This window comes from Mycobacterium sp. URHD0025 (assembly GCF_000426065.1).
Taxonomy (GTDB): domain Bacteria; phylum Actinomycetota; class Actinomycetes; order Mycobacteriales; family Mycobacteriaceae; genus Mycobacterium.
In genome coordinates this window covers 39,508-64,147 of sequence record NZ_AUEQ01000011.1, presented here as the reverse complement: position 1 = coordinate 64,147, position 24,640 = coordinate 39,508, and the positions used below count along the sequence as shown (strand labels likewise).

Genomic DNA, 24,640 nt, shown 5'->3' with positions numbered 1-24,640 from the left:
TGATTAGGTGAGGTAAGCCTAACTTAACTGGGTGATGCGGCACCGGCAAGGCTTTCGTGAAACACCGCGGGGCCGTCATCAACGGATCGCCCGACGCCGACCCGATAGGGTTGGGACGTGCCGCGTATCGCCTACCTCGGACCGGAGGGGACCTTTACCGAAGTGGCGTTACTGCAGATGGTGGCGCACGAGATGGTGCCCCCTCTGCAGTCGGCAGCCGGCGATCGCACGGACCGCTTCACACCGGTGCTGACCGACAGCACCCCCGGCGCACTGGCCGCGGTCCGCGACGGGCGGGCCGATTACGCCTGCGTGCCGATCGAGAACTCGATCGAGGGATCGGTGCTGCCGACGCTGGACAGCCTGGCCGTCGGTGAACCGCTCCAGATCTATGCCGAGCTGACCCTCAACGTCGCGTTCACCATCGTCACCCGGCCGGGGCACAGCGAGCCGGTGAAGACCGTGGCCGCCTTCCCGGTGGCGCTCGCGCAGGTGCGCCGATGGCTGGCCGCCAACCTGCCCGACGCCGCGGTCGTGCCCGCCACCTCCAACGCCGCAGCCGCCCACGATGTCGCCGAGGGCAACGCCGACGCCGGGGTGAGCACGCGGCTGGCCGCCGAGCGCTGCGGGCTGGACATCCTGGCCGCCGACGTCGTCGACGAAGCCAACGCCCGAACCCGCTTCGTCCTGGTCGGCCCGCCCGGCGTGCCGCCGCCGGCCACCGGCGCCGACCGCACTTCGGTGGTGCTGCGCCTGGACAACACCCCCGGTGCGCTGGTCGCCGCGATGACCGAATTCTCGATCCGCGACATCGACCTCACCCGGATCGAAAGCCGGCCCACCAGAACCGAGCTGGGCACATACATGTTCTTCCTCGACTGTGTCGGGCACATCGAAGACGATTCGGTGGCTGAGGCACTCAAAGCGTTGCACCGGCGTTGTACCGATGTGCGATATCTCGGATCCTGGCCGACCGGAGCGAACGCGGGCGCACCCCCGCCGCGACTGGACGAGGCCACACGGTGGTTGACGGGTTTGCGTGACGGAACGGGCGCCTCATGAGCGGACGGCTGATACTCGTCCGCCACGGGCAGTCCCAAGGCAACGTCGCCCGGCGTCTGGACACCCGGCCGCCCGGCGCGGAGCTGACCGACCTCGGACACGACCAGGCCCGGCGGTTCGGCGGAATGCTGAGTCAGCGCCCGTCGATCCTGGCCCACTCGGTGGCTCGGCGCGCAGCACAGACGGCCGCCGGTATCGGCAGCGAAACCGGCCTTGTCCCCTTCGAATTCGAAGGGATCCACGAAGTCCAGGTCGGCGAACTGGAGGACCGCAGCGACGACGCCGCAGTTGCCGAGTTCAACCGGATCTACGAACGCTGGCACCGGGGCGAACTGGACGTGCCGATGCCGGGAGGCGAGAGCGCCGAGACGGTCCTGGCCCGCTACGTGCCCGTGCTCACCGAACTGCGGCTGCGGTATCTCGACGACAATGACTTCAACAGCGACATCGTCGTGGTGAGTCACGGCGCCGCGATCCGGCTGGTGGCCGCCGTGCTGGCCGGTGTCGAGGGCAGCTTCGCCCTCGACCATCACCTGGGCAATACCGAATCAGTTGTGCTGGCACCGATCACCGACGGGCGCTGGAGTTGCGTGCAATGGGCGGCCCTGACACCGCCGTTCTATCCGGAACCGGACGCCACTCCGGTCGCCGATGCGGTGACCTCCGATTCCGACCCGATGGGCTAGCCGTACCGCCGGATCGACAGTTCGCCCTCACGCCCGCACGGGCAGCCCACCGCCTGACAGTCGACGGTGAAGGTATGCGCTGCTTCCGGTGTGGTGCAGCCGTCGTCGGTGCATTCCGCGCGGTACTGGACGTGGATGATCACGGTGCCGTGGCAATGCTCCAGACCGGCTGCGCACTCCCGGCACTGGATCGTCATAGCCCGTTGATAGCACTGCGGGCCGACAAATCGCGGTTGCCGCGCCTGCTGGACCGTGACTAGCCCCAACCGAGTTCGTGGAGCCGCTCATCATCGATCCCGAAGTGATGCGCGATCTCGTGGATGACGGTGATGGCCACCTCGTCGACCACGTCGGCCTCGCTGTCACAGAAATCCAGCAGGGCTCCGCGGTAGATCGTGATGGTGTCCGGCAGCGAACCGGCGTACCAGGAATCCCGCTCGGTCAGCGCCACTCCCCGGTACAGGCCGAGAATCTCGGGCTCGTCGGGATCGCGATCCTCGACCAGGACCACGATGTTGTCGAGGGCGGCCGCCAACTGCGGCGGGATCAGATCGAGTGCGTCGGACACCAACTCGTCGAACCGCTGCGAACTCATCCGCACCGGCACGGGCTTACGGCCCCGGCGGTACGGGCACCGGCTCACCCGGCGGCGGACCGGCGGGCGGCGCCGCGCCGTCAGGAGCGGGCGCGGGTGCCTGCTCGGGCGCGGGTGCCGGTGCCTGCTCAGGCGGCGGCGGGTTGAAGGTGTTGGCCTGGGTGGGAGCCGGCGCCGCGGTGGTCGCGGCCTGCGGAAGGTGCTGGCCGCCCGACGAACTCGACGAACCCGAAGATCCGGACGAGCCCGACGAACCGGAACCCGACCCCGAACTCGACGAGCCCGAACCCGATGAAGACCCGGACGACGAAGACCCGGATGACGACGACCCGGACGAAGACGACGACCCGGATGAACCCGAAGACGGCTCGTCCACGTCGGGCATCGGGACGGGCTCCATGTTGAGCCGCTCCTCCGGGATGTCCGGCGGCGCCACCGGAGGCTGCCCGTTGATCATCAGCGGCCCCTTGGCGCTGTTGACCAGTGTCGACCAGCCGCCGTTGCCCAGCGTGGCACCGATGCTGCAGGACACCTGGTGGCTGCCGGCCGACCAGCTGGGCAGCGAGATGGTGCTGTAGCTCAGGGCCAGCGTGGTGGTGCGCAACTGGACCGGGGCCAGGTAGGCGTCGGTCTGCGCGGTGCAGGCGTCCTTGATGAAGTTGTCCTGATCGCCCTCCGAGGGCAGCCCGCCGGGGAACTTCTCGCCCAGGTTGACCGCGCCGGTGACCTCCATGGCGTGCGGCGCCGCGCAATCGACCGGGACATCGGTGGGCTGATTCGTGGCGGCGTCGATGCCGAGGCAGGTGCCTGCGGCCCACACCTTCGACTGGTCGAGGTCGGCCACCTTGCCCGCGGATTCCAGCTGGCTGTCGCCGGGGCCCAGCAACTGCAGGCCGCACAGCATGCGCCGCTCACCGGATTGCTTCCACGCCTTCTCGCCAGACCACAGCAGGCCGATGGTGTACTTGCCGTTCGGGTCGTACTTCGGCCCGAGGTAGCTACGCACCGACGGCGTGCACTGCTCCTGGCTGATCTGCTTGATCCGGTCCACCGACGGCGGCGGTGCTCCCGGCCCGTACTCGCTGCCGGGGAACGTGCGCATGTCGACGGCCTGCGCCACCTCGAAGCGGTGGTTGTCCTTGCAGTCGACGATGTGCGCGGCGTCGGGGTTGCGGCCGGGCCAGTTCAGGCAGTCGCCCCGCTTGACGTGATTGAACGTGTCGTTGCCGCGGGGACCGAGGGCGATGGCGCCCGGTCCGGAGTTGGCTCCCTCGCTGCGGGGCAACGCGGTGATCACGCCGGCGATGAGCAGTGCGCCGAGCGCCGTCAACAGCAGCGCTCGTCGCGTCGACGCGGCTGCCAGACTCTGCCACCACGGTTCCCTCGCGGGTTGTTCGTCCGGCAGAGGTGCGGCGAGCGGGTCCCCGGTCTCGGGGTGCTCGGGGTGCTCGGATGCTTCCAACATTGCCCTCCATTGTGACAGGCGTGTCAGCCCCTGTGACAAGTGATGCAGTTGTAATGTTGCGAGGTTGTGCCCGGCGGCCGGTGCTGTTCGGCCCAGTCACCTCGATTCGACCACCTCAGATGTACGTCGCCGCATGTCAAAAAGTAGGGTTGCGCCCGTGATCGACCTCAAGATGCTGCGCGACAATCCCGACATCGTCCGTGCGTCGCAACGGGCTCGCGGAGAGGACCCGGCGCGCGTCGACGCGCTGCTGCAGGCCGACACCGCGCGGCGGGCCGCCATCTCGGCGGCCGACAACCTGCGCGCCGAGCAGAAGGCCGCCAGCAAGCTGGTGGGCAAGGCGACACCCGAAGAGCGCCCTGCCCTGCTGCAGCAGGCGAAGGACCTGGCCGAGCAGGTCAAGGCCGCCGAGGTCGCCCAGGTCGAAGCCGAGAACGCCTTCACCGCCGCGCACATGGCGATCGGGAACGTGATCATCGACGGCGTGCCCGCCGGCGGCGAGGACGACTTCGTGGTGCTCGACACCGTCGGCGAGCCACCGGAGATCGAGAACCCGAAGGACCATCTCGAGCTCGGCGAGGCGCTCGGCCTGATCGACATGGAACGCGGCGCCAAGGTGTCGGGTTCGCGGTTCTACTTCCTCACCGGCCACGGCGCGCTGCTGCAACTCGGCCTGCTGCAACTGGCCACGCAGGTGGCCGTGCAGAACGGTTTCACGCTGATGATCCCGCCGGTGCTGGTGCGCCCACAAGTCATGGCGGGCACCGGATTCCTCGGCGCACACGCCGACGAGATCTATCACCTGGAGGCCGACGACCTGTACCTGGTCGGCACCTCCGAAGTGCCGCTTGCGGGCTACCACGCCGACGAGATTCTCGACCTGTCGGCCGGCCCGAAGCGGTACGCGGGCTGGTCCTCGTGCTTCCGGCGCGAGGCGGGCAGCTACGGCAAGGACACCCGGGGCATCATCCGCGTGCACCAGTTCGACAAGGTCGAGGGCTTCATCTACTGCAAGCCCGAAGATGCCGTCGGCGAGCATCAGAAGCTGCTGGGCTGGCAGCGTCAGATGCTGGCCGCCATCGAGGTGCCGTACCGGGTGATCGACGTCGCCGCAGGCGATCTCGGCTCTTCGGCGGCGCGCAAGTACGACTGCGAGGCGTGGGTGCCCACCCAGCAGACCTACCGCGAGCTCACCTCCACCTCGAACTGCACGACGTTCCAGGCCAGGCGGTTGGCCACCCGCTACCGCGACGAGAACGGCAAGCCGCAGATCGCCGCGACCCTCAACGGGACGCTCGGCACCACCCGCTGGCTGGTGGCCATCCTGGAAAACCATCAGCAACCCGACGGCAGCGTCCGCGTTCCCGACGCACTGGTGCCGTTCGTCGGCACTGCGGTGCTGGAGCCCGGTAAGTAATCACCGCGCGGCCCGGTATCACTGCGGACGATGACTGCGGACGGCCCGGTACGGGTGAGGGTGCTCGGCCCGGTACAGGCGTGGGTCGGCGAGGATCCGGTGGATCTGGGGGCGCGGCTGCAGCGTGCGCTGCTGGCGCGGCTGGTGGCCGCGCACGGCCACACCGTGTCCGTGGACCGGCTGATCGACGATCTGTGGGAGGGCGAGCCGCCGCCCAAGGCGCTGTCGGCTCTGCAGGTGTACGTCTCGCATCTGCGGCGTGCGCTCGAGCCGGGGCGGCAGCGTCGGGCCCCGGCCGGTGTCCTGGTCAGTGCCGCACCCGGATACTGCCTGCGACTCCCGGTCGAGGCCGTCGACGCCTGGCAGTTCGAGTCGAAAGTGACTGAGGCATATGAAGAATCAGACCCGCAGCGGCGGGTGAGCCTGCTGGAGCAGGCACTGGCCGGCTGGTCGGGAGATCCCTTCGCCGGCGTCGGCGACGCGCTGTGGGCCGCGCCGGAGGTGGCCCGGTTGACCGAACTGCGGATGGCCGCGGTGGAAGCCCGGGGCGCCGCGCAGGTCGAACTCGGCCGGTACAGCACCGCGGTGGCGGTGCTGGAACGCCACGTCCACGAGCATCCCGGCCGCGAGGGCGCCGCCGCGGTGCTGGCGACGGCGCTGTACCGGACCGGCCGCCAGACCGACGCGCTGGAGGTGTTGCGGCGCACCCGGGACCACCTGGTCGGTGAGCTCGGCCTGGAACCTGGCCGAGCCCTGCGCGACCTGGAACGCGACATCCTGCGACAGGCCGATCATCTGGAGCCGTCACGGCCGCTCCCGGCGCCGGCCATACCGGACGTCGCGTCGCACGCTCGCATCGAGGCGGCCGCCTACGGCCGCACCCACGAACTCGCGGAGATCGACACTGCCGCGCGCGCTGTCGTCGCGGGCGGCAGCGCCGTGCTGTGGATCGCGGGGGAGGCGGGCTCGGGTAAGACCACCCTGGCCGCCACGGCGACCGGCCGGTTGCGTACCGCGGGCTGGCGGACCGTGCACGGCCGTTGTCCGGAGGTCCACGGAGCCCCGGCCGGGTGGGCGTGGACCGAGGTCCTGCGCGAACTTATCGACCCGCAGGGTTCGCCCGACGGCAGGCAGGTGCTTGCACCGCTGCTGCACGACGTGGCCGCGGCAGAGCCGGGTACGTTCTGGTTGGGGCACGCCGTTGCCGATGTGTTGAGCGCGGTCGCCGAGCAGCGCCCGCTGGCTGTCGTGCTCGATGACCTGCACCGCACCGACGGCCTGACGTTGGAGCTCCTACGGCTGGTCGCCGACCGGATCAAGGACCTTCCGGTGCTCGTCATCGGCACCTATCGGCCCTCGGAGGACCGTGGCGAACTGGAGGTGGCCCGGGCGGCGCTGACGGTGCACACCGCCGCGCATCTGATCCTGGGCGGGCTGGATGCCGCGGCCACCGCCGCGCTGGCCGCCGACTGCGGGATGAGCGCCGTCAGCGGTGAGGCCCTGAGGTTGCTGCGGGAGCGGACCGGCGGCAATCCGCTGTTCGTCCGGGAACTGGCCCGGCTGATGGCGGCCGAAGGTCCGGACGCGGTATGGGCGTCGGTGCCGGTCGGGGTCCGTGATGTGTTGCGGCGCAGGCTCGCCCGGCTACCCGGTCAGACCGTCACGGCCCTGCGTCAAGCCGCGGTACTTGGCCGTGACATCGATGTCGACCTGTTGTCCGAACTGGGGCGCAGCGACCCGGACGACCTGCTCGAGGCGCTCGAGCCCGCGGTGCTGCTGGGACTGCTGGACGAGCCCGAGCCCGGTCGTCTGCGGTTCGCGCATGCGCTCGTCCGCGACACGCTCTACGAGGACACCTCGAAGCTGCGCCGGTCCCGACTGCATGCCGCCGCGCTGGAGTTGCTCCGCGCACCGGGGCGGTCGGTCGATCCGGCTGCCCTGGCACACCACGCCGTCGCCGCGGCGACATCCGAAACAGCTTTGGCGGCTGCGACTTTCGCGACCGAGGCGGCCCGTGAAGCCGATTCGGTCGGTGCCCACGCCGAAGCCGCCCGGCAGTGGCGTGCGGCCGTACAGATGTTGGAGCTGGCGGCCGGCCGCCGGTTGTCGCCGCAGGCCGACGGTCTGGAGGACGAGATCGCCGCCCGTTGCGGGTTGATCTCCGCGCTGGCCCAGTCCGGTGACGCCGTCGCGGCACGCATCGAGATGAAGGCGGCGCTGAATCTGTTGAGCGGGAAGTCGCGCGACGACCTGACGGTTCGGGTGCTCACCGCGTGGGACACCCCGCTGGTGTGGCGGGACCGCGAATACGACGAGTCCGACGCGCAGATGATCGGGTTGCTGCGCCGGGTGCTGGCCGGCGCCGGAACGGGTCAGCTCACCGAGCTCACGGTGGCCGACCGGATCCGGCTGCTCAAGGCGCTCTACGTGGAACTGGAGGGCACGGATCCGGACGGGGCGCTGGCCGCCAGCACCGAACTGCTCGATTTGGCGCGACAGGCCTATGCGGAGGACCCGGGATCGTCGGGCCGGCTGCTGTGCACCGCGCTCAACGTCCGGGCCTACTGCGCGTTGGGGCCCGATCTCGATGCCGAACGTGAGTCGACCGCCGCGGAACTGCTGCGGACCGCGGAGGCCACCGAGCAGGCCGATTATCAGGCGGTGGCGCACTGGCTGCTGTCGCTGGCCGCCGGGCACCGGTCCGACCTGGCGACGGCGAAACGACACGTCGACATCGCGGTGGCCCGCGCAGGCACCGGTCAGCTCGTCCATCTCCTCGGCGTGCTCGGGCTGTTCCGGGCGCGGATGCACCTGCTCGCGGGCCGCCTCGAGGACGCGGTGAGCGCCTATACCGATCTGGCGGCGCGCATGGTGGAGAACGGTGCCGCCAACGGGGCCAAGCTGGCGATGGTGGGCCGGGTGACGGGCGAGTTCTGCCTCGGGGATCTGGGGCTACTGGCCGACGAGCTGGTGTTCTTCTACAAGGAGGTGTCGGTCGCCGCGCTGGACGCCGCGGTGCTCGCGCTGATCGCACGCGGACGCGAGGCCGAGGCCCGCGAGCTGTGGCGGGACCGCGGGCCGATCGAGCGTGCGTATTTCTGGCTTCCGTTCACGGTGCTGCGCGTCAACGCCGCGGTGGCGCTCGGCGACCTCGACGAGGTCCGCGCCCGCGCGGCCGACCTCGGCCCGTACTCCGGCCGCATCGCCGGGCTCGGTGTCGACGGGCTGATGGTGGGCCCGGTGGACGACGCGCTCGCCGCCTCCGCAGACGCGCTGGGCCGGCCGGATGAAGCACGTCGTCACCGTGAGGCGGCGTCGACGCTGCGCGACCGGCTGGCCGCCGAAGCCCGCGGCTTTCTCGACTGACGCGGCTGACGCGGCGACCGGCGTTACACAGGACAGTGCCTCACAGGACGGTGCCGAACACTGCGCGTTCCCGCCGCCGGTGGACCAGCCGCAACGCGCCGAGCAGGACACGGAACCCGATCCCGGCGTTTTGCGCCAGCGTCGAACGCTCCTCCTCGGTCATCACGGCCAGCGAGCGCGGACCGTCGAACGACAACCGGCCGCCGTCGCGGGCGGCGCGCTCCACCGACTCCCAGTCGGCCACCGACACATGCTCGGTGATCAGCGGGAAAACCTCGAGTTCCTCGTCATTGATGTGCTCGGTCAGCAGCGCCGAGAGTTCGGCCAGTTCGATCGCCATGAGACCGGCGATCTGGCGGTCACCCATCGACAGCCGGAACGCGGCGGCGCGGGCCCGCAGCTGGTCCAGCCGCGGGTCGAGGACAGCGTGGTCGTCGGTCAGCTCGCTCAGGTCGACATGACTGCCCACACTGGCCTGGATCACCGGCCACAGCACGGTGTCCTCGGTGGTGTGGTGATGGTGGATCGAATCGCACAGCCACTCCAGGTACCGCGAGATCGCCCGGGCGCGGCCGGGCGTGCAGATCACATCCCGGTCCCGCACCGCAGTGGCCAGGTCGGCCAGGCGGAGCAGATCGGCGAGCATCGCGCGGTGAGCCAGGGTGATACCCAGCAGATCTGGCACGGGATCGCCTCCGTTACGGGGTGCGACGGTGACGGTGGTTGGCACGGCGGTGCTCCTCGGATCTGGCCGATCCTCGGTTGGCGGATCGGAAGCGTTGGAGCACAGCCTGCTTGCGGCGACTTAAGCGCGACTTGTACCCGGCTTGTCGCAGCCACTTCAGGGCGGCCACAGTAGGGTTGCAGCCATGATCGACATCGACCTTGGCGAAGTGCGTAACTGGTTCGGCTTCGGTGTGGCCGGTAACTTCGCCGGCCATCTCGAGCAGGCCGGGGAAGCCGGCGATTTCGTCAAGGTTGTTACCGAAGGGTATGCACCCAAAGGCATCTTCCCGTGGTACGCGCCGGGGCGGGACGACTTCCTGGGTGAATTCCCCCTGTCCAGCGACTCCATCCTGCTGCCCGAGCCCGGTGAGGTGGACGGCCCGCTGAATCTGCAGATCGAGCCCGAGGTGGGAGTGGCCTGCCACGTCGTGTGGAACGGCGACACCGTGGCGCGGCTGGAGCCGTTCGCCCTGGGCGCCTTCAACGACTGCTCGATCCGCCGGCCCGGCGCACCCAAGATCAGCTACAAGAAGAACTGGGGCCCGGCCTCCAAAGGGGTTGCGCCGCAGTTCTTCGAGATCAACGACCTCACCCCGGACGGGCCGACCGCCACCATGCGGCTGGTCTGCTACCTCAGCGAGGACGGCGGCCAGCAGCACGCCTACGGGGTGGATTCGCCGCTGGTCGGCTATTCGTATTACGGCGAGGTGTTGCTCGACTGGATCGTCGAACGGCTGGCCAACCAGAAGGGTTCGGCCGACACCCCGTTGGAGGACGTCGGAGCCTTGATGGTGGCCAGCGGCCATCCGGAGAACGTGCTGATCGGCATCGGCGCCACCCGCTACACACCGCTGGGGGAGTCCACCTACCTGAAGCCCGGCGACGAGGCCATCGTCCGGGTGTACGACAGCGCCTCCAGCGCGGCTTCCGAACTGCGGCAGGTGGTCTCGGCCCGTTAGCGGTCGAGCAGCTCCTCGAGGCGGGCGACGAACTCGTCGGGGCGGGCCGGGGTGAAGGCCGGATCGGGGCGAGTCCCGTTGACCTTCAAGGTGACCAGCGTCGATCTCATGGGCCGCCACACATCCAGAGGCAGCCAGCGGCGCAGGTCCGAACTGCCCCAGATGCGGAACCTGTTCAAGACCAAGCCCAGCGACTCGGCCTTGTAGGAGCGAATGTCGCGCAGGGGAATCACTTTCGAGGTGCCCGAGGGAAAGTGGTAGCGCCGCAACGTGATCGCCTCACGATCCAGCTGGATCAGGCCGTCGTCGTAGTACTGGCGCGGGGAGTTCATGCCTTGCCGCCCGGCAGTTTCTGCTCCTCGCGTGCGCACCGCAACTCGTGGCCCTTGGTGGTCAGGCACTTGCCGTTCTCCAGGTTCCACTGCCAGCCGTGCAGATTGCAGGTGAGGGTGTTTCCTTCCACCACACCGAATTTCGACAGGTCCGCCTTCAGGTGCGGGCACCGGCGCTGAATTTGGAACCCGTCCAGCGTGATCGACGAGGAATCGTCGTGGGCCTCGGCGAACCAGCCGTCGGCGTAGGCGATCCGCTCATCGGTCAGGCACTTGAAGAACGTGTAGAGGTACTCGTTGTAGCCGCCCACGCGCCACGCCTTGAAACGGGTGGACAGGAAGATCGTGTTGACCCAGTCGGGCTCGTCGTCGCGCAGCACGGTGCGCACCAGCTCGGGCGGGATCGCGAAGCCGTAGCGGAACTTCTCATCTGGGATGGGCTCGCGCACAAGGCGTTTCGGAAAATCAAGGACCACGGTCTCGCTATGGCCGGCTCCGTCGAGCCGCAGCTCCACCGGATAGCCGATGCCGTCGCAGATCTGGTCGGTCTGGCTCATGATCGGCTCGAACAACGCCCGCAGCCCCGGCAGCAGGGGTTCGCCCGCAGCCGGTGCCCATGCCGCCTTCTCCGCGGCCAGCACGGGGGCCATCCGCTGTGCGTACTCCTCGATGTACGCGGCTTTCCCGGTGGTGAAGATCGACTCCGGATCCTCGACCGGATGGGTGAGCGAATCCAATTGCGAGCCGGTGAAATTCGCGGTGCTGCCGGGCATCATCAGCAGGCCGCCCTCGTGGCCGTGGCTGCGCATCTGGTCCAGGAACACCACCTGGTCGGGGAAGATGTTCGCCGGATCACCGTGGTCGTCGTTGAGATCGCGCAGTTCGGGATCCAGGAAGCACGGCGGCCCGGCCGAGGGGATCACCCAGGTGGCGCCGACCTGTGCGATGTACTGGCGGCACCGGTCCATCTGCCGCTGGCGCTTCTGGATGCCGAAGGCCTCCTTGGCGCGGGCCGGCATGTCGTAGACCATCGGGTACCAGATGGCTCCCGAGTACTGCAGCATGTGCACGTCGACCTGACCGAAATCAGAGTCGAGGACTTCAAGATCGACGGGGCGCGCGTCGTTCATGTTGAAGGCGACCGTCTCGCCGTCGTCGACCACCAGGCCGGAGTCACCGATGGGTCCGTCGGCCGGTGCGCGCAGCGCGATGATCATCACATCGAGGTCACCCTTGGGTCCGCTCACGGTGTGTTTGACCGAATCGGTGGTTTCGAAGAACCGGTGAAAGCCCAGTCCCTCGAGGGCTCGCTGCAAATCGGGCACCGGGAAGTCGGGCAGCAGGACCACCGCGTCCTTGTTGACGTGGCGGCGCAGGTTCTCCGGGTCGAAGTGGTCCTTGTGCAGATGCGACACGTAGAGGTAATCGACATTGCCGAGCGCGTCCCAATCGAGTCCGCTGTTGTCCGGGAACGGGAACCACGAGGCGAAATAGGCGGGGTTGACCCAGGGGTCGCACAAAATGCTGCCAGCCTTGGTCTCGATCAGGAAGCCGGCATGCCCGACGCTGGTGACCTGCACAAACAGCCTTTCGATGGAGTACTTCGATGCCCGCCCAGCCTAGCCCGACTTGGGTGACGTGCCGATCAGGGCTGGGATTAGGCTGGCTACGTGGAACCGGTGTACGGGACAGTCATACAACTTGCTCGGCTGGCCTGGCGGCTGCAGGGGCTGAAATTCACGGTGACCGGGGTGGAGAACCTTCCGGTCACCGGCGGCGCGGTGGTGGCCATCAACCACACCAGCTATTTCGACTTCACATTTGCCGGATTGCCCGCTTATCTGCAGAAGCGGGGCCGCAAGGTCCGGTTCATGGCGAAGAAGGAAGTCTTCGACAACAAGGTCACCGGCCCGGTGATGCGCAGCCTGCGGCACATCGAGGTGGATCGGGACAGCGGCTCGGCCTCGTTCGACTCGGCCTGCGATTACCTCAAGGCCGGTGAGCTGGTCGGGGTGTACCCGGAAGCGACCATCAGCCGCAGCTTCGAGATCAAGGAATTCAAGTCCGGCGCGGCGCGGATGGCGATCGACGCCGGCGTGCCGATCGTGCCGCACATCGTGTGGGGCGCGCAGCGCATCTGGACCAAGGGGCATCCGAAGAATCTGTACCGGCCGAAGGTGCCGATCTCGATCGCGGTGGGCGAGCCGATCCAGCCGACCCTGCCCGCGGCAGAACTCACCGCTCTCCTGCATTCCCGCATGCAGCATCTGCTCACCCAGGTGCAGGACGCCTACGGCCCGTATCCGCCCGGTGAGTTCTGGGTGCCCCACCGGCTGGGTGGGTCGGCGCCGACGCTGGCCGAGGCCAACCGGATGGACGCCGAGGAGGCTGCCGCGAAGGCGGCCAAGCGAGCACTGGACGGACCTGCTGGATCTTCTGGACCCACCGGGGCCTCCGGGTAGGGCGCGTATGGAACCGGTTTTCCGAAGTTTGGAGATTGCCGCCGGGCTCGCGGTGCGGGCCACCGGAACCCAGATCACTTTCCGTGGCCTGGACAATCTTCCCGCTACGGGCGGTGCCGTCATCGCCATCAACCACACCAGCTACGTGGACTTCCTGCCGGCGGCGCTGGCGGCAACCCGGCGTGGACGCCGGATGCGGTTCATGATCAAAGCCGAAATGGAGCAGGTGAAGCCCGTGGGCTATCTGATCAAGCACACCGGGACGATCCCGGTGGACCGCCGGGCCGGAGCGGGCGCCTACGCTGTCGCGGTGGAAGCCCTGCGCCGTGGTGAGTTGGTCGGTGTGTATCCGGAGGCCACGATCAGCCGCAGCTTCGAGCTCAAGGAATTCAAGACCGGCGCGGCGCGCATGGCGCTGGAAGCCGGCGCGCCGATCATTCCGTTGATCGTCTGGGGTGCGCACCGCATCTGGACCAAGGATCATCCGAAGGCGCTGGGCCGCAAGAAAATTCCCGTCTCGGTGCTGGTGGGTGAGCCGATGGTGGCCAAGGGTTCCGTGGCCCGGATCGACGACACTCTCCGGGCCCGGATGTCGGCGCTGCTGACCGAGGCTCAGCGGGACTACCCTGCCCCCGCCGGGGCGTACTGGGTGCCGAACCGGCTCGGCGGGGGCGCGCCGACGCCTGCGGAGGCCAAGCGGCTCGACGAGGCGGAATTGGCCGAACGTGCGCGCAAGAGGTCGAGCGAAGCGACGGGGCGAACCTGATGAGCGCTGAGCGGACGCCGGGGCTGATCGCCACCGACGTGGACGGAACGCTGCTCGACGAGGACGAGAAGGTCACGCCGCGCACGCGGGCGGCGGTGCAGGCCGCGGTCGAGGCGGGCGCGACCTTCGTCCTGGCGACCGGGCGCCCGCCGCGGTGGATAGCGCCGGTGGTCGACGGCCTGGGACTGGCCCCGATGGCGGTGTGCGCCAACGGCGCGGTGATCTATGACCCGGCCACCGATCGGATCGTGTCGGCCCGCACGCTGTCCTCTGATGCGCTCGGTGAGCTCGCCGAGATCGCCACGCGGGTGATCCCGGGCGCGGGACTGGCGGTGGAACGCGTGGGCCGCTCCGCGCACGACGCGGCGACTCCCCAGTTCGTCAGCTCCCCGGGATACGAGCATGCCTGGCTGAACCCGGACAACACCGAGGTGTCGGTCGAGGATCTGCTCAGCGCCCCTGCGGTCAAGCTGCTGATCCGCAAGGCCGGCGCCCGGAGCGCCGACATGGCCGCGGAGCTGCTCAAACATGTTGGGCTACAAGGTGATATCACCTATTCGACCAACAACGGGCTGATCGAGGTGCTGCCGCTGGGCATCAGCAAGGCCACCGGTGTCGAGGAGTTGGCCACCCCGCTGGGGTTCACCGCCGCCGACGTCGTGACCTTCGGCGACATGCCCAACGACGTACCGATGCTGCGCTGGGCCGGGCGCGGTGTGGCGATGGGCAATGCCCATTCCGAGGCCGTGGATGCCGCCGACGAGATCACCGTGACCAATGCCGAGGACGGCGTGGCGCGGGTGCTGGAACGCTGGTGGTCTTGAGCCGTCAGATGCTTCGATCGGTCAGGTGATCGGGGTGAAGCGCTCCAGCTGTACCGGCTGCTGATCGGGTGACGGCGGCGGCAACTCCACCGGAACCCCGTCGACCACCCGGGTGACCGTGCCCTTCTCGCGGTCGAAGTTCAGCGTGCCGTGCTGGAAGTTCTGCACGATCCACTGGGGCTCGGGGATCTCGGAACTGGTCGGCAGGCCCAGGGCGCCGCGCTCGAATCCGAGCGCGCCCCATGCCTCGTAGATCGCGCCGGTGATCGGTTCGGCTCCGCTCTCCGGTGACCAGTACACGGCGCCGCGCTCGAAGGTCGCGTATCGGGTGGTCCCCGCGCCGGCGGACTCGGGCGAGGTCGGGTTGCCCAGTAGGCCGGCCGGACCGCCTTCTGCCTGCCAGCGGGCGTAGATCGCACCGCCGCGCATCTGTTCGGCCAGGTCTTCGGGCCCGGGCGGCCTGTTGAACCGGGCGGCGATGTCGCGGATGTGGTCCATCTGGGCGTAGGCGGCGTTGCCGGGGCAGTCGGTGATGCCGACGTCGCGGTGGGTGAAGATCGCCGGAAGCGTCGGGGTGGCTCCGCGCGGGAAGTGGGTGAAGGATCCGCCGGCGGAGGTGAGCACGACGGTTGCGTGCGGGTCGACGCGGTCGAGGCCGAGCCGCCAGCCGAGCAGGCGGCCGGTGTTGCGCACCTGGATCTCGGTGGGTGGCACGACGTCGAAATCGCCCATCATCGCCACCCCCCAGGTGTCGATGTTGAAGCCTCCGGTGTGGGAACCCTCGACCGGCCTGTCCATCCCGCCGGCGCGACCCTCGAAAACCTGGCCGTACTTGTCGACGAGGGAGTTGTACGCGATGTCGCACCAGCCGAGCTCACGGGTGTGGTACTCGTAGATCGACCGGACGATGCCTGCCGAATCCTGGGGCGCGTAGTCGTTGCTGCCCGCTGTGTGGTGGACGATTCCGGCGCGAATCCCCTTGTCGTACACCGGGTTTCCGCATCGCATGGACTCGTTGGCGCCCCATTGCGCGCGGCTGATGATGTTCGGCGGCTGGCCCGGTGCGATGGCTGCGGTGGGCAGTGGTCCGACGTCGACAGGGGCCTGAGGCGGGCTGATCAGCACGGCGGTGACGTTCTGGCCGATGGGTGCTTCCACGTTGGCGGGCACATAGCCCAGTGCGGGCTTCGCCGGTGTCTTCCCCGGGGGCGGGACGGGTACCCGCGGCGCGCGCGTGACGGAGATCTGCACGGTGTTGGTCCGTCCGACGAACACCGGTTCTGTGCCGCGTGGGCCAGGGGTGTCGGCGCCGACGCCGTCGAGATTCTCGGCCTGGTACCACGGGCCCCAGCTGCCGTCGTCCTTGCGGGCGCGAACCCGGGCGGCGGTGCCGCGCAGGTCCGGTGACGTGAGAGCGACCATCGCGAACGGGGTGTCCTGATGGATCTCGCGGATGCTCTCGCCGACCGCGAGATTCTCGAGCGGTTGCTGTGTGAGCTGTGGACCAGCGTTGGCCGGGTCTTGGGGTTCGCTGGAATCTGTTCCTGCGATCGCCCACGGCACGATGACGACCGTCGCCGCAAGTGCGGTGAAGAGAATCGACGGCGCGGAACGGCGGGACTGCACGGACTGATGTTACGTATGGGTCTGATGTTACGAATGTTTCGACACGGCCCGCGCGTCGTTTTAACCGGCAACGGCACCGCAGAGCCGGATGGCTTCTGCGGTGCCGTTCTTCTAACCGAGCCTTATCTCTACGGGGCCGGCGCGGGGGCCGGGACCGGCGGTGCGGGCACCGGCGGCTTCATGGCCGAGGTGATCGCCGGCATGACCATGCCCTTGAGCAGGTCGATGGCCTGGCCGGCGCCGAGCTGCTGGGCCGCGCTGGACAGATCGCCGAACAGACCGCCACCGCCGCTGCTGGTGGCCGGCATCGCGGACAGCGACGGATCGGCGCCGAGGAGCGGGTAGGTGCCCGCGCTCGGATCCATTCCGATCGGGGACGAGATCGGCACCTCACCCGGGGTTGGCAGGCCGCCGGACAGTGACGGGTCGAGACCCGTCGGCGAGGTCAGGCCCCCGCCCAGGCCTGCCGGGGTAGTGGTCAACCCACCCGGTGCGGCGCCGGGGGTGAGCGCCGGGTTGGTGAGCCCGCCGGTCGGCGGAGTCAGTGCCGGATTGGTCAGCGAACCCGCGCCGGCCGGGGACAGTGCCGGATCGGTGAGCGACCCGGTCGCCGACGGCAGTGCACCCGCCGGCGAGCCCGCGGTGGGCGACAGCCCGTTGGGGCTGGTCAGGCCTGCGTCGGGGGAAGTCAGGCCCGGCGACGTGAGGCCCGGCGAGGTCAGGCCCGGCGAGGTCAGACCCGGTGACGTCAGGCCCGGCGAGGTGAGACCCGGTGACGTCAGACCCGGAGACGCCAGACCGGGAGAGGTCAGACCGGGAGAGGTCAGGCTCGGCGAGCCGAGCGTCGGGGTCGGCGAGGTGCCGCCCAGCATGGGCATCGGCGGCAGGTTGACGCCGAACTGCGACAGGCCCTGCGAGAGGGCGGACATCAGTTCACCCGGAAGGTCGGTGACCAGCGCGGCCTGGGTGAACTCCCGCTCCTGGGGTGCGGGGGAAAGCTGCGATACGGCGACAAGAGCGACTGGACTTGCGACTGCCACTGCGGCGACTGCGCTCATGGCTGTCGAGAGCTTGCGTCGACGGCGGTTCGGCACGGAAGTCTCCTCAATATGTTTGCAGTTAAGGACTGCATTTCGGATCGCACGGGGTGCGCTCCGCTTGCTTCATCGGCATTCCGGACCAGGTGCTGTGAAGCCCATGAGTACCAACGAGATCGATGTTAAGGCTGTTACTCGTGGGTCTAAAGTGACGATATTGAATCGTGAGCGAATTGCGACCTCGGCCCTTTGTCGAATTCGGGGCACAGGGGCGTGGTCGGATACCCTGGCTGCCGATGACGTCCTTATCTCCCCGGGTCGCTACAGACCAGTCCAGCGCACATTTCGACTTATTCGTCGTCGGTTCCGGTTTCTTCGGGCTGACGATCGCTGAGCGCGTGGCGACGCAACTGGGCAAGCGTGTCCTTGTTATCGAACGCCGCCCGCACATCGGCGGTAACGCCTACTCGGAAGCCGAACCGCAGACCGGTATCGAGGTCCACAAGTACGGGGCCCACCTGTTCCACACCTCCAACCAGCGGGTGTGGGACTACGTGCGGCAGTTCACCGAGTTCACCGGATACCAGCACCGCGTCTACGCCATGCACAACGGCCAGGCCTACCAGTTCCCGATGGGGCTGGGCCTGGTGTCGCAGTTCTTCGGCCGCTACTTCACCCCGGACGAGGCCCGTGCCCTGATCAAGGAGCAGGCAGCCGAGATCGCCGGCCACGAGGCGGCCAACTTCGAGGAGAAAGCCATCTCCTTGATCGGCCGCCCGCTGTACGAGGCGTTCGTGAAGGACTACACCGCCAAACAGTGGCAGACCGACCCCAAGGAACTCCCGGCCGCCAACATCACCCGGCTGCCGGTGCGCTACACGTTCGACAACCGGTACTTCAACGACACGTACGAGGGCCTGCCGGCCGCCGGATACACGGCCTGGCTGCAGAACATGGCCGCCGACGACCGCATCGAGGTGCGGCTGGACACCGACTGGTTCGACGTCCGCGACGACCTTCGCGCGGCCAACCCGGACGCGCCCGTGGTCTACACCGGTCCGCTCGACCGCTACTTCGACTACTCCGAGGGCCGGTTGGGCTGGCGCACATTGGATTTCGAACTCGAGGTGCTTGACACCGGGGACTTCCAGGGAACTCCGGTGATGAACTACAACGACGCCGACGTGGACTACACCCGGATCCACGAGTTCCGCCATTTCCATCCCGAGCGGGACTACCCGGACGACAAGACGGTGATCATGCGGGAATTCTCGCGATTCGCCAAGGATGACGACGAGCCGTACTACCCGATCAACACCGAGTCCGACCGTGCCCTGCTGGCCGCCTACCGGGCCCGCGCGAAGGGCGAAACCGCCTCGGCGAAGGTACTTTTCGGTGGCCGGCTGGGCACCTACCAGTATCTCGACATGCACATGGCCATCGCCAGTGCGCTCAATATGTACGACAACACCCTGGCACCGCACCTGTCCGAGGGTGCACCGCTGGTTACCGAAGTGGAAAGCAGCAAAGCATGAGTGACATCCCATCCGGCGCGCTCGACGCCGGAGAATCGCGGGCCGTCAGTCTGTTGGCCCGCGTCATCCTGCCGCGACCGGGCGAGCCGCTGGACGTCCGCAAGCTCTACCTGGTCGAGGACCCGACCAATGCCCGCCGGGCACATGCCCCGACCCGCACGACCCTCGAGATCGCCACCGAATCCGGCATCTCGTTCGCGACATACTTCAATGCCTTCCCGGCCAGCTACTGGCGGCGCTGGTCGACCCTCAAGTCGGTGGTCCTCCGCGTCGAGCTGACCGGCACGGCCCGCGTCGACGTCTACCGCTCCAAGGCGACCGGCGCGCGGATCACCGTGGGCGGCGCCCCCGTCTCCAGCGGCGACTCCGCCGAACCCGCGAGCGTCGAGTTCGAGATCGATCTGACCCCGTTCGAAGACGGTGGCTGGATCTGGTTCGACATCACCACCGACACCGCGGTCCGCGTGCACAGCGCAGGCTGGTATGCCCCCACGCCCGCGCCGGGCCGGGCCAACGTCGCCGTCGGCATCCCGACCTTCAACCGGCCCTCGGACTGTGTCAACGCGCTGGCCGCGCTGACCTCGGATCCGTTGGTGGACGAGGTGATCAGCGCCGTCATCGTGTCCGACCAGGGCACCAGCAAGGCAAAGGACCATCCCGGTTTCGAGGACGCCGCGGCGGGATTGGGTGACCGCCTCACCATTCACAACCAGCCCAACCTCGGTGGCTCCGGCGGATACAGCCGCGTGATGTACGAGGCGCTGAAGAACACCGACTGTGAGCAGATCCTGTTCATGGACGACGACATCCGCATCGAACCCGATTCGATCCTGCGCGCGCTGGCCATGAACCGGTTCGCCAAGGAACCGATGCTGGTCGGCGGCCAGATGATCAACCTGCAGGAGCCGTCCCACCTGCACATCATGGGCGAGATGGTCGACCGGACGAACTTCATGTGGTCCGCGGCGCCCAACGCCGAATACGACCACGACTTCGCCAAGCACCCGCTCGACGACACCGACTCCGTCCGCAGCAAGTTGTTGCACCGCCGGATCGACGTGGACTTCAACGGCTGGTGGATGTGCATGATCCCGCGGCAGGTCGCCGAGGAGCTCGGGCAGCCACTGCCGCTGTTCATCAAGTGGGACGACGTCGAGTACGGCTTGCGCGCCGCCGAACACGGCTACCGCACGGTCACCCTTCCCGGCGCGGCGATCTGGCACATGGCGTGGAGCGACAAGGACGACGCCATCGACTGGCAGGCCTACTTCCACCTGCGTAACCGGCTGGTGGTGTCGGCAATCCACTGGGATGGCGATGCGCGGGGGCTGCTGGCCAGCCACCTCAAGGCGACGTTCAAACACCTTCTGTGCCTTGAGTATTCGACGGTAGCCATCCAGAACCGCGCCATGGAGGATTTCCTGGCCGGGCCCGAGCACATCTTCTCCATCCTGGAGTCGGCGCTGCCCGACATCCGTGCGATGCGCCAGCAGTTCCCCGATGCCGTGGTGCTGCCCGGCGCCACCGCACTGCCGCCGGCCACGGATCTCAAGCGCAAGAAGATCCGCATCCCGGTCTCCAAGCCCGCGATCGCGGTGAACCTGGCCCGCGGCGTGGCGAACCAACTGCGCAGGCATGACCCGGAAACCCATGTCCGGCCCCAGATCAACGTGGCGACCCAGGACGCCCGCTGGTTCTCGCTGTGCCGCGTCGACGGGGTCACCGTCACCACCGCCGATGGCCGGGGTGTCGTCTACCGCCAGCGCGACCGCGCCAAGATGTTCGCGCTGCTGCGTGCCTCACTGCGTCAGCAGTTACGCGTGGTCCGTCAGTTCGACCGGATGCGCAAGGTCTATCGTGAGGCGCTGCCGGTGCTGACCAGCACCCAGAAGTGGGAGACGGTGTTGCTGACAGAGTCGGCGGAGAAAAACTGACATGACCGATGCCCCGCGCGGCGAGGACGCCGTGTTGGTCGCCGTGCAGTCCGCCCTGGCCAGCCGGCCCGGCGTGCTGAGCGGCGCGCGTGCGCTGTCGCACTTCGGTGAGCACAGTCTCGGGTGGCTCGCCGTCGCGGCCGCCGGTGCGCTGGCCCAGCCGGCCAAGCGAAAGTCATGGCTGGCCGTGGGTGTCGGTGCCTTCGTGGCCCATGCCGCCGCCGTCCTGATCAAGCGGGTGGTGCGCCGGGAGCGGCCGCACCATCCCGATATCGCGGTCAACGTCGGGACGCCGAGCCGGCTGAGTTTCCCGTCGGCACATGCCACTTCGACGACGGCGGCCGCCGTCCTGCTGGCCCGGACCACGGGTCTGCCGCTGCGCGCGGTACTGGTGGTGCCGATGGCGCTGTCGCGCCTGGTGCTGGGCGTGCACTACCCCACCGACGTACTCACCGGCGTGGCCGTGGGGACGCTCGTGGGCTCTGTGGTCGGAAGAACTGCCGGGGTCGGGGCCGAAGGAGACTGTGGCCGATGAGTGAGGAAGCACAGCCGGAGGCCGGTCCGCCCAAGAATCTGGCGACCGGCCTGATCAAGGCGATCAGGCCGCGGCAGTGGATCAAGAACCTGCTCGTGCTGGCCGCGCCGCTGGCGGCCGTCGGCAGCGGGATCGAGTACGACTACGCGGACCTCGGCTACAAGGTCGCCATCGCGTTCGTGGTGTTCTGCCTGGCCGCGTCGTCGATCTATCTGGTCAACGACGCACGCGACGTGGAGGCCGATCGCGCGCATCCCACGAAACGGTTCCGGCCCATCGCCGCGGGTGTGGTGCCCGAATGGATGGCCTACACGCTCGCCGTGGTGCTCGCGGTGGCCTCACTGGGCATCTCATGGCTGCTGACACCGGATCTGGCACTGGTGATGGCGGTGTACATCGCCATCCAGCTGGCCTACTGCTTCGGCCTCAAGCACCAGGCGGTGCTCGACATCTGCATCGTGTCCTCGGGGTTCCTGCTCCGGGCCATCGCCGGTGGTGTGGCCGCCGACATCCCGCTGTCGCAATGGTTCCTGTTGGTGATGGCCTTCGGCTCACTGTTCATGGCGGCCGGAAAGCGGTTCGCCGAACTGCAATTGGCCGAGCGCACCGGAGCCAAGATCCGTAAGTCGTTGGAGAGCTACACGAGTAGCTACCTGCGCTTCGTGTGGACGCTGTCGGCCACGGCGATGGTGCTCTGCTACGGGCTGTGGGCATTCGGGCGCGACAGTGCCACCGATGCCCTTGGCCTCGATGGCCAGGATGCTTCCTGGTACGCGATCACGATGGTTCCGTTCACCATCGCGATCCTGCGCTATGCGGTTGACATCGACGGTGGCATCGCCGGTGAGCCTGAGGAGATTGCGCTGAAAGACCGAGTGCTGCAGATTCTGTTCCTGGCCTGGATCGGAACCATCGGTGCAGCCATCTACTTCAGCTGACCGGATTACGCTGCGCCGCCTGGCCGGCGGCGTGAGCAACCGGCTCGCGCGCTCGCCGGCATTTCCGTACGACGTCACGGTGCGGGTCAGTCTGTGGATCAGTGTCGTGGTGGTGGCCGTCCTGTTCGGCTGGGGAGCCTGGCAGCGCCGCTGGATCGCCGACGACGGCTTGATCGTGCTGCGCACGGTTCGAAACCTGTTGGCGGGCAACGGCCCGGTCTTCAACGCGGGCGAGCGGATCGAGGCCAACACCTCCACCGTGTGGACGTACCTGGTGACGCTGGGCGCGTGGCTCGGTGGTCCGGTCCGCATGGAGTACGTGGCGCTGGCCCTGGCGCTGACGCTGAGCGTGCTCGGTGTCGTGCTGGCGATGCTCGGCACCGGCCGGCTGTACGCCCCGAGCCTGCAGGGCCGGCGGGCGCTGCTGCTGCCCGCCGGTGCGCTGGTCTACATCGCCGTCCCGCCGGCACGTGACTTCGCCACCTCCGGACTCGAAAACGGTTTGGTGCTGGCCTATTTGGGCTTGCTTTGGTGGATGATGGTGTCCTGGTCGCAGGCGCTGCGCGCGTCTCCCGCGGCAACCGGGCGCTTCTTCGAGGGAGCGCTGGCCGCGGTGGCGGGGCTGAGTGTGCTGATCCGCCCGGAGCTGGCGTTGATCGGTGTCGGCGCGCTGGTGATGATGCTGATCGCCGCGCGGGGTTGGCGGCGCCGGGTCCTGATCATGGTGGCCGGTGGGCTGCTGCCCGTTGCCTATCAGATCTTCCGGATGGGTTACTACGGGCTGCTGGTGCCGGGCACCGCGGTGGCCAAGGACGCCTCGGGCGCCAAGTGGTCGCAGGGATTCACCTACCTCACCAATTTCAACAAGCCCTATCTGATTTGGGTGCCGGTGATGTTGCTGGCCGCGCTGGGCGTGGTTCTGCTCACCACGCGTACCCGGCCGTGGTGGGTGCGTCATCAGGTGCCCCGCGGCTACGGCTGGTTGGCCCGGACTGTTCAAAGCCCCGCTGCCGTAGTGCTTTTCATGTTCGTCAGCGGACTACTGCAAGGCATCTACTGGATTCGCCAGGGCGGCGACTTCATGCACGGCCGCGTGTTGTTGACACCGTTGTTCTGCCTGCTGATGCCCGTCGCGGTGATCCCTGTCGTGCTGCCCGACGGCACCAAGTTCACCAGGGAGACGGGCTATCTGCTGGCCGCGGCGACCAGCGTGCTGTGGGCCGCGGTCGCGGGCTGGTCGATCTGGGCCGCCAACTCGCCCGGCCTTGGCGCCGACGGCACCCACGTCACCTACACCGGCATCGTCGACGAGCGGCGGTTCTACTCACAGGCCACCGGTCACGCGCATCCGCTGACCGCTGCCGACTACCTGGACTACCCGCGCATGCGGGCGGTGCTGACCGCGATCGACAACACCCCCGACGGGGCGCTGCTGTTGCCTTCGGGAAATTACGACCAGTGGGACGTCGTCCCCGCCTATCCGCCTCCGCCGGGCCTGTCTCCGGCCGAGCGGCGGGCGCTCAAGACGCCGCACACCGTGTTCTTCACCAACATGGGCATGCTCGGCATGAACGTCGGGCTCGACGTGCGGGTCATCGACCAGATCGGCCTGACCAATCCGCTGGCGATGCACACCCAACGGTTGACCGACGGTCGTATCGGCCACGACAAGAACCTGTTCCCGGACTGGGCGGTGGCCGAGGGGCCGTTCCTCAAGACCCGGCCCTACATCCCGCTCTACCTGGACGAGGAGTGGATCGCGCAGGCCCAGGCCGCACTCGCGTGCCCGGCCACCGAGTCGATGCTCAACTCGGTGCGCGGGGAGATGAGCCCGCGGCGGTTCCTGTCCAACCTCGCGCACGCGTACGAGTTCACGAAGTACCGGATCGACCGGGTGCCGCTCTATGACCTGAAGCGGTGTGGTCTGCCGGTGCCCGAGCCGAAGAAGCCGCCGTACACGGGTATGCCGGCCACGGGCCCGTAACGCTTGGCCGGTTGGCGTCGATACCCAGACGAGCCTGTGCACAGATCTTGAAATGGACGGTACGAAAAACCGATGTTGACCTCTGGTGTCTACGCGAAGCGCCACCGGGGCCGGTGCTTGTCCGCGGTCGCCGCGTCTCACCGCGTGCCGCCCGCCGTGGACACCCGTCAACGCGAGACCTTGCTCACACCGGAGTGCTCCGCCCGGCCATGCGGGGCGGCTCCGTCGCAGGCACTTCAACCAGACCTGATCGCGACCATCGACGGCTGAGGGGCGATCAGGGACGACAACTGCTGCAGAGAAGCACCACGCGTTCGTGTGGTTGACTACACGGGCACGTGAGCCGCTTACGTCGGTGCTTATCGATGTGCGGAATACGAAGAAGAGATTC

General features: G+C 68.2%; 21 protein-coding genes. 13 read left to right on the top strand and 8 right to left on the bottom strand.

The features are described from left to right. Window positions 1–117 precede the first annotated feature (117 nt). Together pheA and H977_RS0117170 are read left to right on the top strand one after the other, a co-directional pair. A complete protein-coding gene (gene pheA, locus H977_RS0117175; RefSeq protein WP_029109007.1) occupies window positions 118–1,062 on the top strand; it encodes a prephenate dehydratase in 945 nt (314 codons plus the stop codon). After that, a complete protein-coding gene (locus H977_RS0117170; protein ID WP_029109006.1) occupies window positions 1,059–1,748 on the top strand; it encodes a histidine phosphatase family protein in 690 nt (229 codons plus the stop codon). The genes pheA and H977_RS0117170 overlap by 4 nt, the downstream gene beginning before the upstream one ends. On the opposite strand, the gene H977_RS0117165 is transcribed toward H977_RS0117170, so the two are convergent. From H977_RS0117165 to H977_RS0117155, 3 genes are read right to left on the bottom strand one after another with little or no spacing between them, the layout of a single operon-like run. Further along, window positions 1,745–1,945, bottom strand: coding sequence for a hypothetical protein (locus H977_RS0117165; protein WP_029109005.1), 201 nt, complete (start codon window positions 1,943–1,945; stop codon window positions 1,745–1,747). The two genes, H977_RS0117170 and H977_RS0117165, sit on opposite strands and share 4 nt — an antisense overlap. A 59-nt stretch (window positions 1,946–2,004) precedes the next feature. Then, entirely contained in the window at window positions 2,005–2,355 is a 351-nt protein-coding gene (locus H977_RS0117160) for a metallopeptidase family protein (protein WP_029109004.1), read from the bottom strand. Between the two features lie 4 nt (window positions 2,356–2,359). Beyond that, complete coding sequence (locus tag H977_RS0117155; RefSeq protein ID WP_081681757.1) at window positions 2,360–3,808, bottom strand: septum formation family protein; 1,449 nt, start codon at window positions 3,806–3,808, stop codon at window positions 2,360–2,362. 157 nt (window positions 3,809–3,965) lie between these two features. Here H977_RS0117155 and serS point away from each other — a divergent pair, with 157 nt between their 5' ends. Next, window positions 3,966–5,225: a serine--tRNA ligase gene (gene serS, locus H977_RS0117150; RefSeq protein WP_029109002.1), complete on the top strand. Its 1,260-nt coding sequence runs from the start codon at window positions 3,966–3,968 to the stop codon at window positions 5,223–5,225. Window positions 5,226–5,255: 30 nt separating this feature from the next. Continuing rightward, on the top strand, window positions 5,256–8,591 hold the full coding sequence (locus H977_RS0117145) for an ATP-binding protein (protein ID WP_029109001.1): 3,336 nt from the start codon (window positions 5,256–5,258) through the stop codon (window positions 8,589–8,591). 40 nt (window positions 8,592–8,631) lie between these two features. On the opposite strand, the gene H977_RS0117140 is transcribed toward H977_RS0117145, so the two are convergent. After that, window positions 8,632–9,321: a hemerythrin domain-containing protein gene (locus H977_RS0117140; RefSeq protein WP_029109000.1), complete on the bottom strand. Its 690-nt coding sequence runs from the start codon at window positions 9,319–9,321 to the stop codon at window positions 8,632–8,634. Window positions 9,322–9,460: 139 nt separating this feature from the next. On the opposite strand from H977_RS0117140, the gene H977_RS0117135 reads away from it, so the two are divergent. Further along, window positions 9,461–10,276: a DUF5718 family protein gene (locus H977_RS0117135; protein ID WP_029108999.1), complete on the top strand. Its 816-nt coding sequence runs from the start codon at window positions 9,461–9,463 to the stop codon at window positions 10,274–10,276. Here H977_RS0117135 and H977_RS0117130 read toward each other — a convergent pair. Continuing rightward, on the bottom strand, window positions 10,273–10,608 hold the full coding sequence (locus tag H977_RS0117130) for a hypothetical protein (RefSeq protein WP_029108998.1): 336 nt from the start codon (window positions 10,606–10,608) through the stop codon (window positions 10,273–10,275). The genes H977_RS0117135 and H977_RS0117130 overlap by 4 nt on opposite strands. Then, entirely contained in the window at window positions 10,605–12,188 is a 1,584-nt protein-coding gene (locus H977_RS0117125) for an MBL fold metallo-hydrolase (protein WP_029108997.1), read from the bottom strand. Before H977_RS0117125 ends, H977_RS0117130 begins: the two co-directional genes overlap by 4 nt. A gap of 90 nt (window positions 12,189–12,278) precedes the next feature. On the opposite strand from H977_RS0117125, the gene H977_RS0117120 reads away from it, so the two are divergent. The 3 genes from H977_RS0117120 to H977_RS0117110 are packed head-to-tail and all read left to right on the top strand — an operon-like array spanning window position 12,279 to window position 14,660. Further along, window positions 12,279–13,070 carry a lysophospholipid acyltransferase family protein gene (locus H977_RS0117120; protein WP_029108996.1) on the top strand — a complete coding sequence of 264 codons (792 nt, stop codon included), beginning with the start codon at window positions 12,279–12,281 and terminating at the stop codon, window positions 13,068–13,070. Between the two features lie 7 nt (window positions 13,071–13,077). After that, on the top strand, window positions 13,078–13,836 hold the full coding sequence (locus H977_RS0117115) for a lysophospholipid acyltransferase family protein (RefSeq protein ID WP_029108995.1): 759 nt from the start codon (window positions 13,078–13,080) through the stop codon (window positions 13,834–13,836). Then, complete coding sequence (locus H977_RS0117110; protein WP_029108994.1) at window positions 13,836–14,660, top strand: Cof-type HAD-IIB family hydrolase; 825 nt, start codon at window positions 13,836–13,838, stop codon at window positions 14,658–14,660. The genes H977_RS0117115 and H977_RS0117110 overlap by 1 nt, the downstream gene beginning before the upstream one ends. Window positions 14,661–14,681: 21 nt before the next feature. On the opposite strand, the gene H977_RS0117105 is transcribed toward H977_RS0117110, so the two are convergent. After that, window positions 14,682–16,286 carry an N-acetylmuramoyl-L-alanine amidase gene (locus tag H977_RS0117105; RefSeq protein ID WP_029108993.1) on the bottom strand — a complete coding sequence of 535 codons (1,605 nt, stop codon included), beginning with the start codon at window positions 16,284–16,286 and terminating at the stop codon, window positions 14,682–14,684. A gap of 128 nt (window positions 16,287–16,414) precedes the next feature. Beyond that, entirely contained in the window at window positions 16,415–17,380 is a 966-nt protein-coding gene (locus tag H977_RS0117100; protein ID WP_029108992.1) for a hypothetical protein, read from the bottom strand. A 239-nt stretch (window positions 17,381–17,619) separates the two neighbouring features. On the opposite strand from H977_RS0117100, the gene glf reads away from it, so the two are divergent. Genes glf through aftB form a run of 5 tightly spaced genes read left to right on the top strand, consistent with a single transcriptional unit; the run spans window position 17,620 to window position 24,249 of the window. Beyond that, window positions 17,620–18,858: a UDP-galactopyranose mutase gene (glf, locus tag H977_RS0117095; protein ID WP_029108991.1), complete on the top strand. Its 1,239-nt coding sequence runs from the start codon at window positions 17,620–17,622 to the stop codon at window positions 18,856–18,858. After that, window positions 18,855–20,792, top strand: a complete 1,938-nt coding sequence (locus tag H977_RS0117090; RefSeq protein ID WP_029108990.1) for a glycosyltransferase — start codon at window positions 18,855–18,857, stop codon at window positions 20,790–20,792. Before glf ends, H977_RS0117090 begins: the two co-directional genes overlap by 4 nt. A 1-nt stretch (window position 20,793) precedes the next feature. Continuing rightward, window positions 20,794–21,327, top strand: a complete 534-nt coding sequence (locus tag H977_RS0117085; RefSeq protein WP_029108989.1) for a phosphatase PAP2 family protein — start codon at window positions 20,794–20,796, stop codon at window positions 21,325–21,327. Beyond that, on the top strand, window positions 21,324–22,265 hold the full coding sequence (locus tag H977_RS0117080; protein WP_029108988.1) for a decaprenyl-phosphate phosphoribosyltransferase: 942 nt from the start codon (window positions 21,324–21,326) through the stop codon (window positions 22,263–22,265). Before H977_RS0117085 ends, H977_RS0117080 begins: the two co-directional genes overlap by 4 nt. Beyond that, window positions 22,243–24,249 (top strand): terminal beta-(1->2)-arabinofuranosyltransferase, encoded by a 2,007-nt coding sequence (gene aftB / locus H977_RS0117075; protein WP_029108987.1) that lies wholly within the window; start codon window positions 22,243–22,245, stop codon window positions 24,247–24,249. The genes H977_RS0117080 and aftB overlap by 23 nt, the downstream gene beginning before the upstream one ends. Window positions 24,250–24,640 lie beyond the last annotated feature (391 nt).

Bases quoted from the DNA above. Each gene is read 5' to 3' on its own strand.
- H977_RS0117170 (WP_029109006.1), top strand. From the start codon at position 1,059: ATGAGCGGACGGCTGATACTCGTCCGCCACGGGCAGTCCCAAGGCAAC.
- H977_RS0117165 (WP_029109005.1), bottom strand. From the start codon at position 1,945: ATGACGATCCAGTGCCGGGAGTGCGCAGCCGGTCTGGAGCATTGCCAC.
- H977_RS0117155 (WP_081681757.1), bottom strand. From the start codon at position 3,808: ATGTTGGAAGCATCCGAGCACCCCGAGCACCCCGAGACCGGGGACCCG.
- H977_RS0117145 (WP_029109001.1), top strand. From the start codon at position 5,256: ATGACTGCGGACGGCCCGGTACGGGTGAGGGTGCTCGGCCCGGTACAG.
- H977_RS0117135 (WP_029108999.1), top strand. From the start codon at position 9,461: ATGATCGACATCGACCTTGGCGAAGTGCGTAACTGGTTCGGCTTCGGT.
- H977_RS0117130 (WP_029108998.1), bottom strand. From the start codon at position 10,608: ATGAACTCCCCGCGCCAGTACTACGACGACGGCCTGATCCAGCTGGAT.
- H977_RS0117115 (WP_029108995.1), top strand. From the start codon at position 13,078: ATGGAACCGGTTTTCCGAAGTTTGGAGATTGCCGCCGGGCTCGCGGTG.
- H977_RS0117110 (WP_029108994.1), top strand. From the start codon at position 13,836: ATGAGCGCTGAGCGGACGCCGGGGCTGATCGCCACCGACGTGGACGGA.
- glf (WP_029108991.1), top strand. From the start codon at position 17,620: ATGACGTCCTTATCTCCCCGGGTCGCTACAGACCAGTCCAGCGCACAT.
- H977_RS0117090 (WP_029108990.1), top strand. From the start codon at position 18,855: ATGAGTGACATCCCATCCGGCGCGCTCGACGCCGGAGAATCGCGGGCC.
- H977_RS0117085 (WP_029108989.1), top strand. From the start codon at position 20,794: ATGACCGATGCCCCGCGCGGCGAGGACGCCGTGTTGGTCGCCGTGCAG.
- H977_RS0117080 (WP_029108988.1), top strand. From the start codon at position 21,324: ATGAGTGAGGAAGCACAGCCGGAGGCCGGTCCGCCCAAGAATCTGGCG.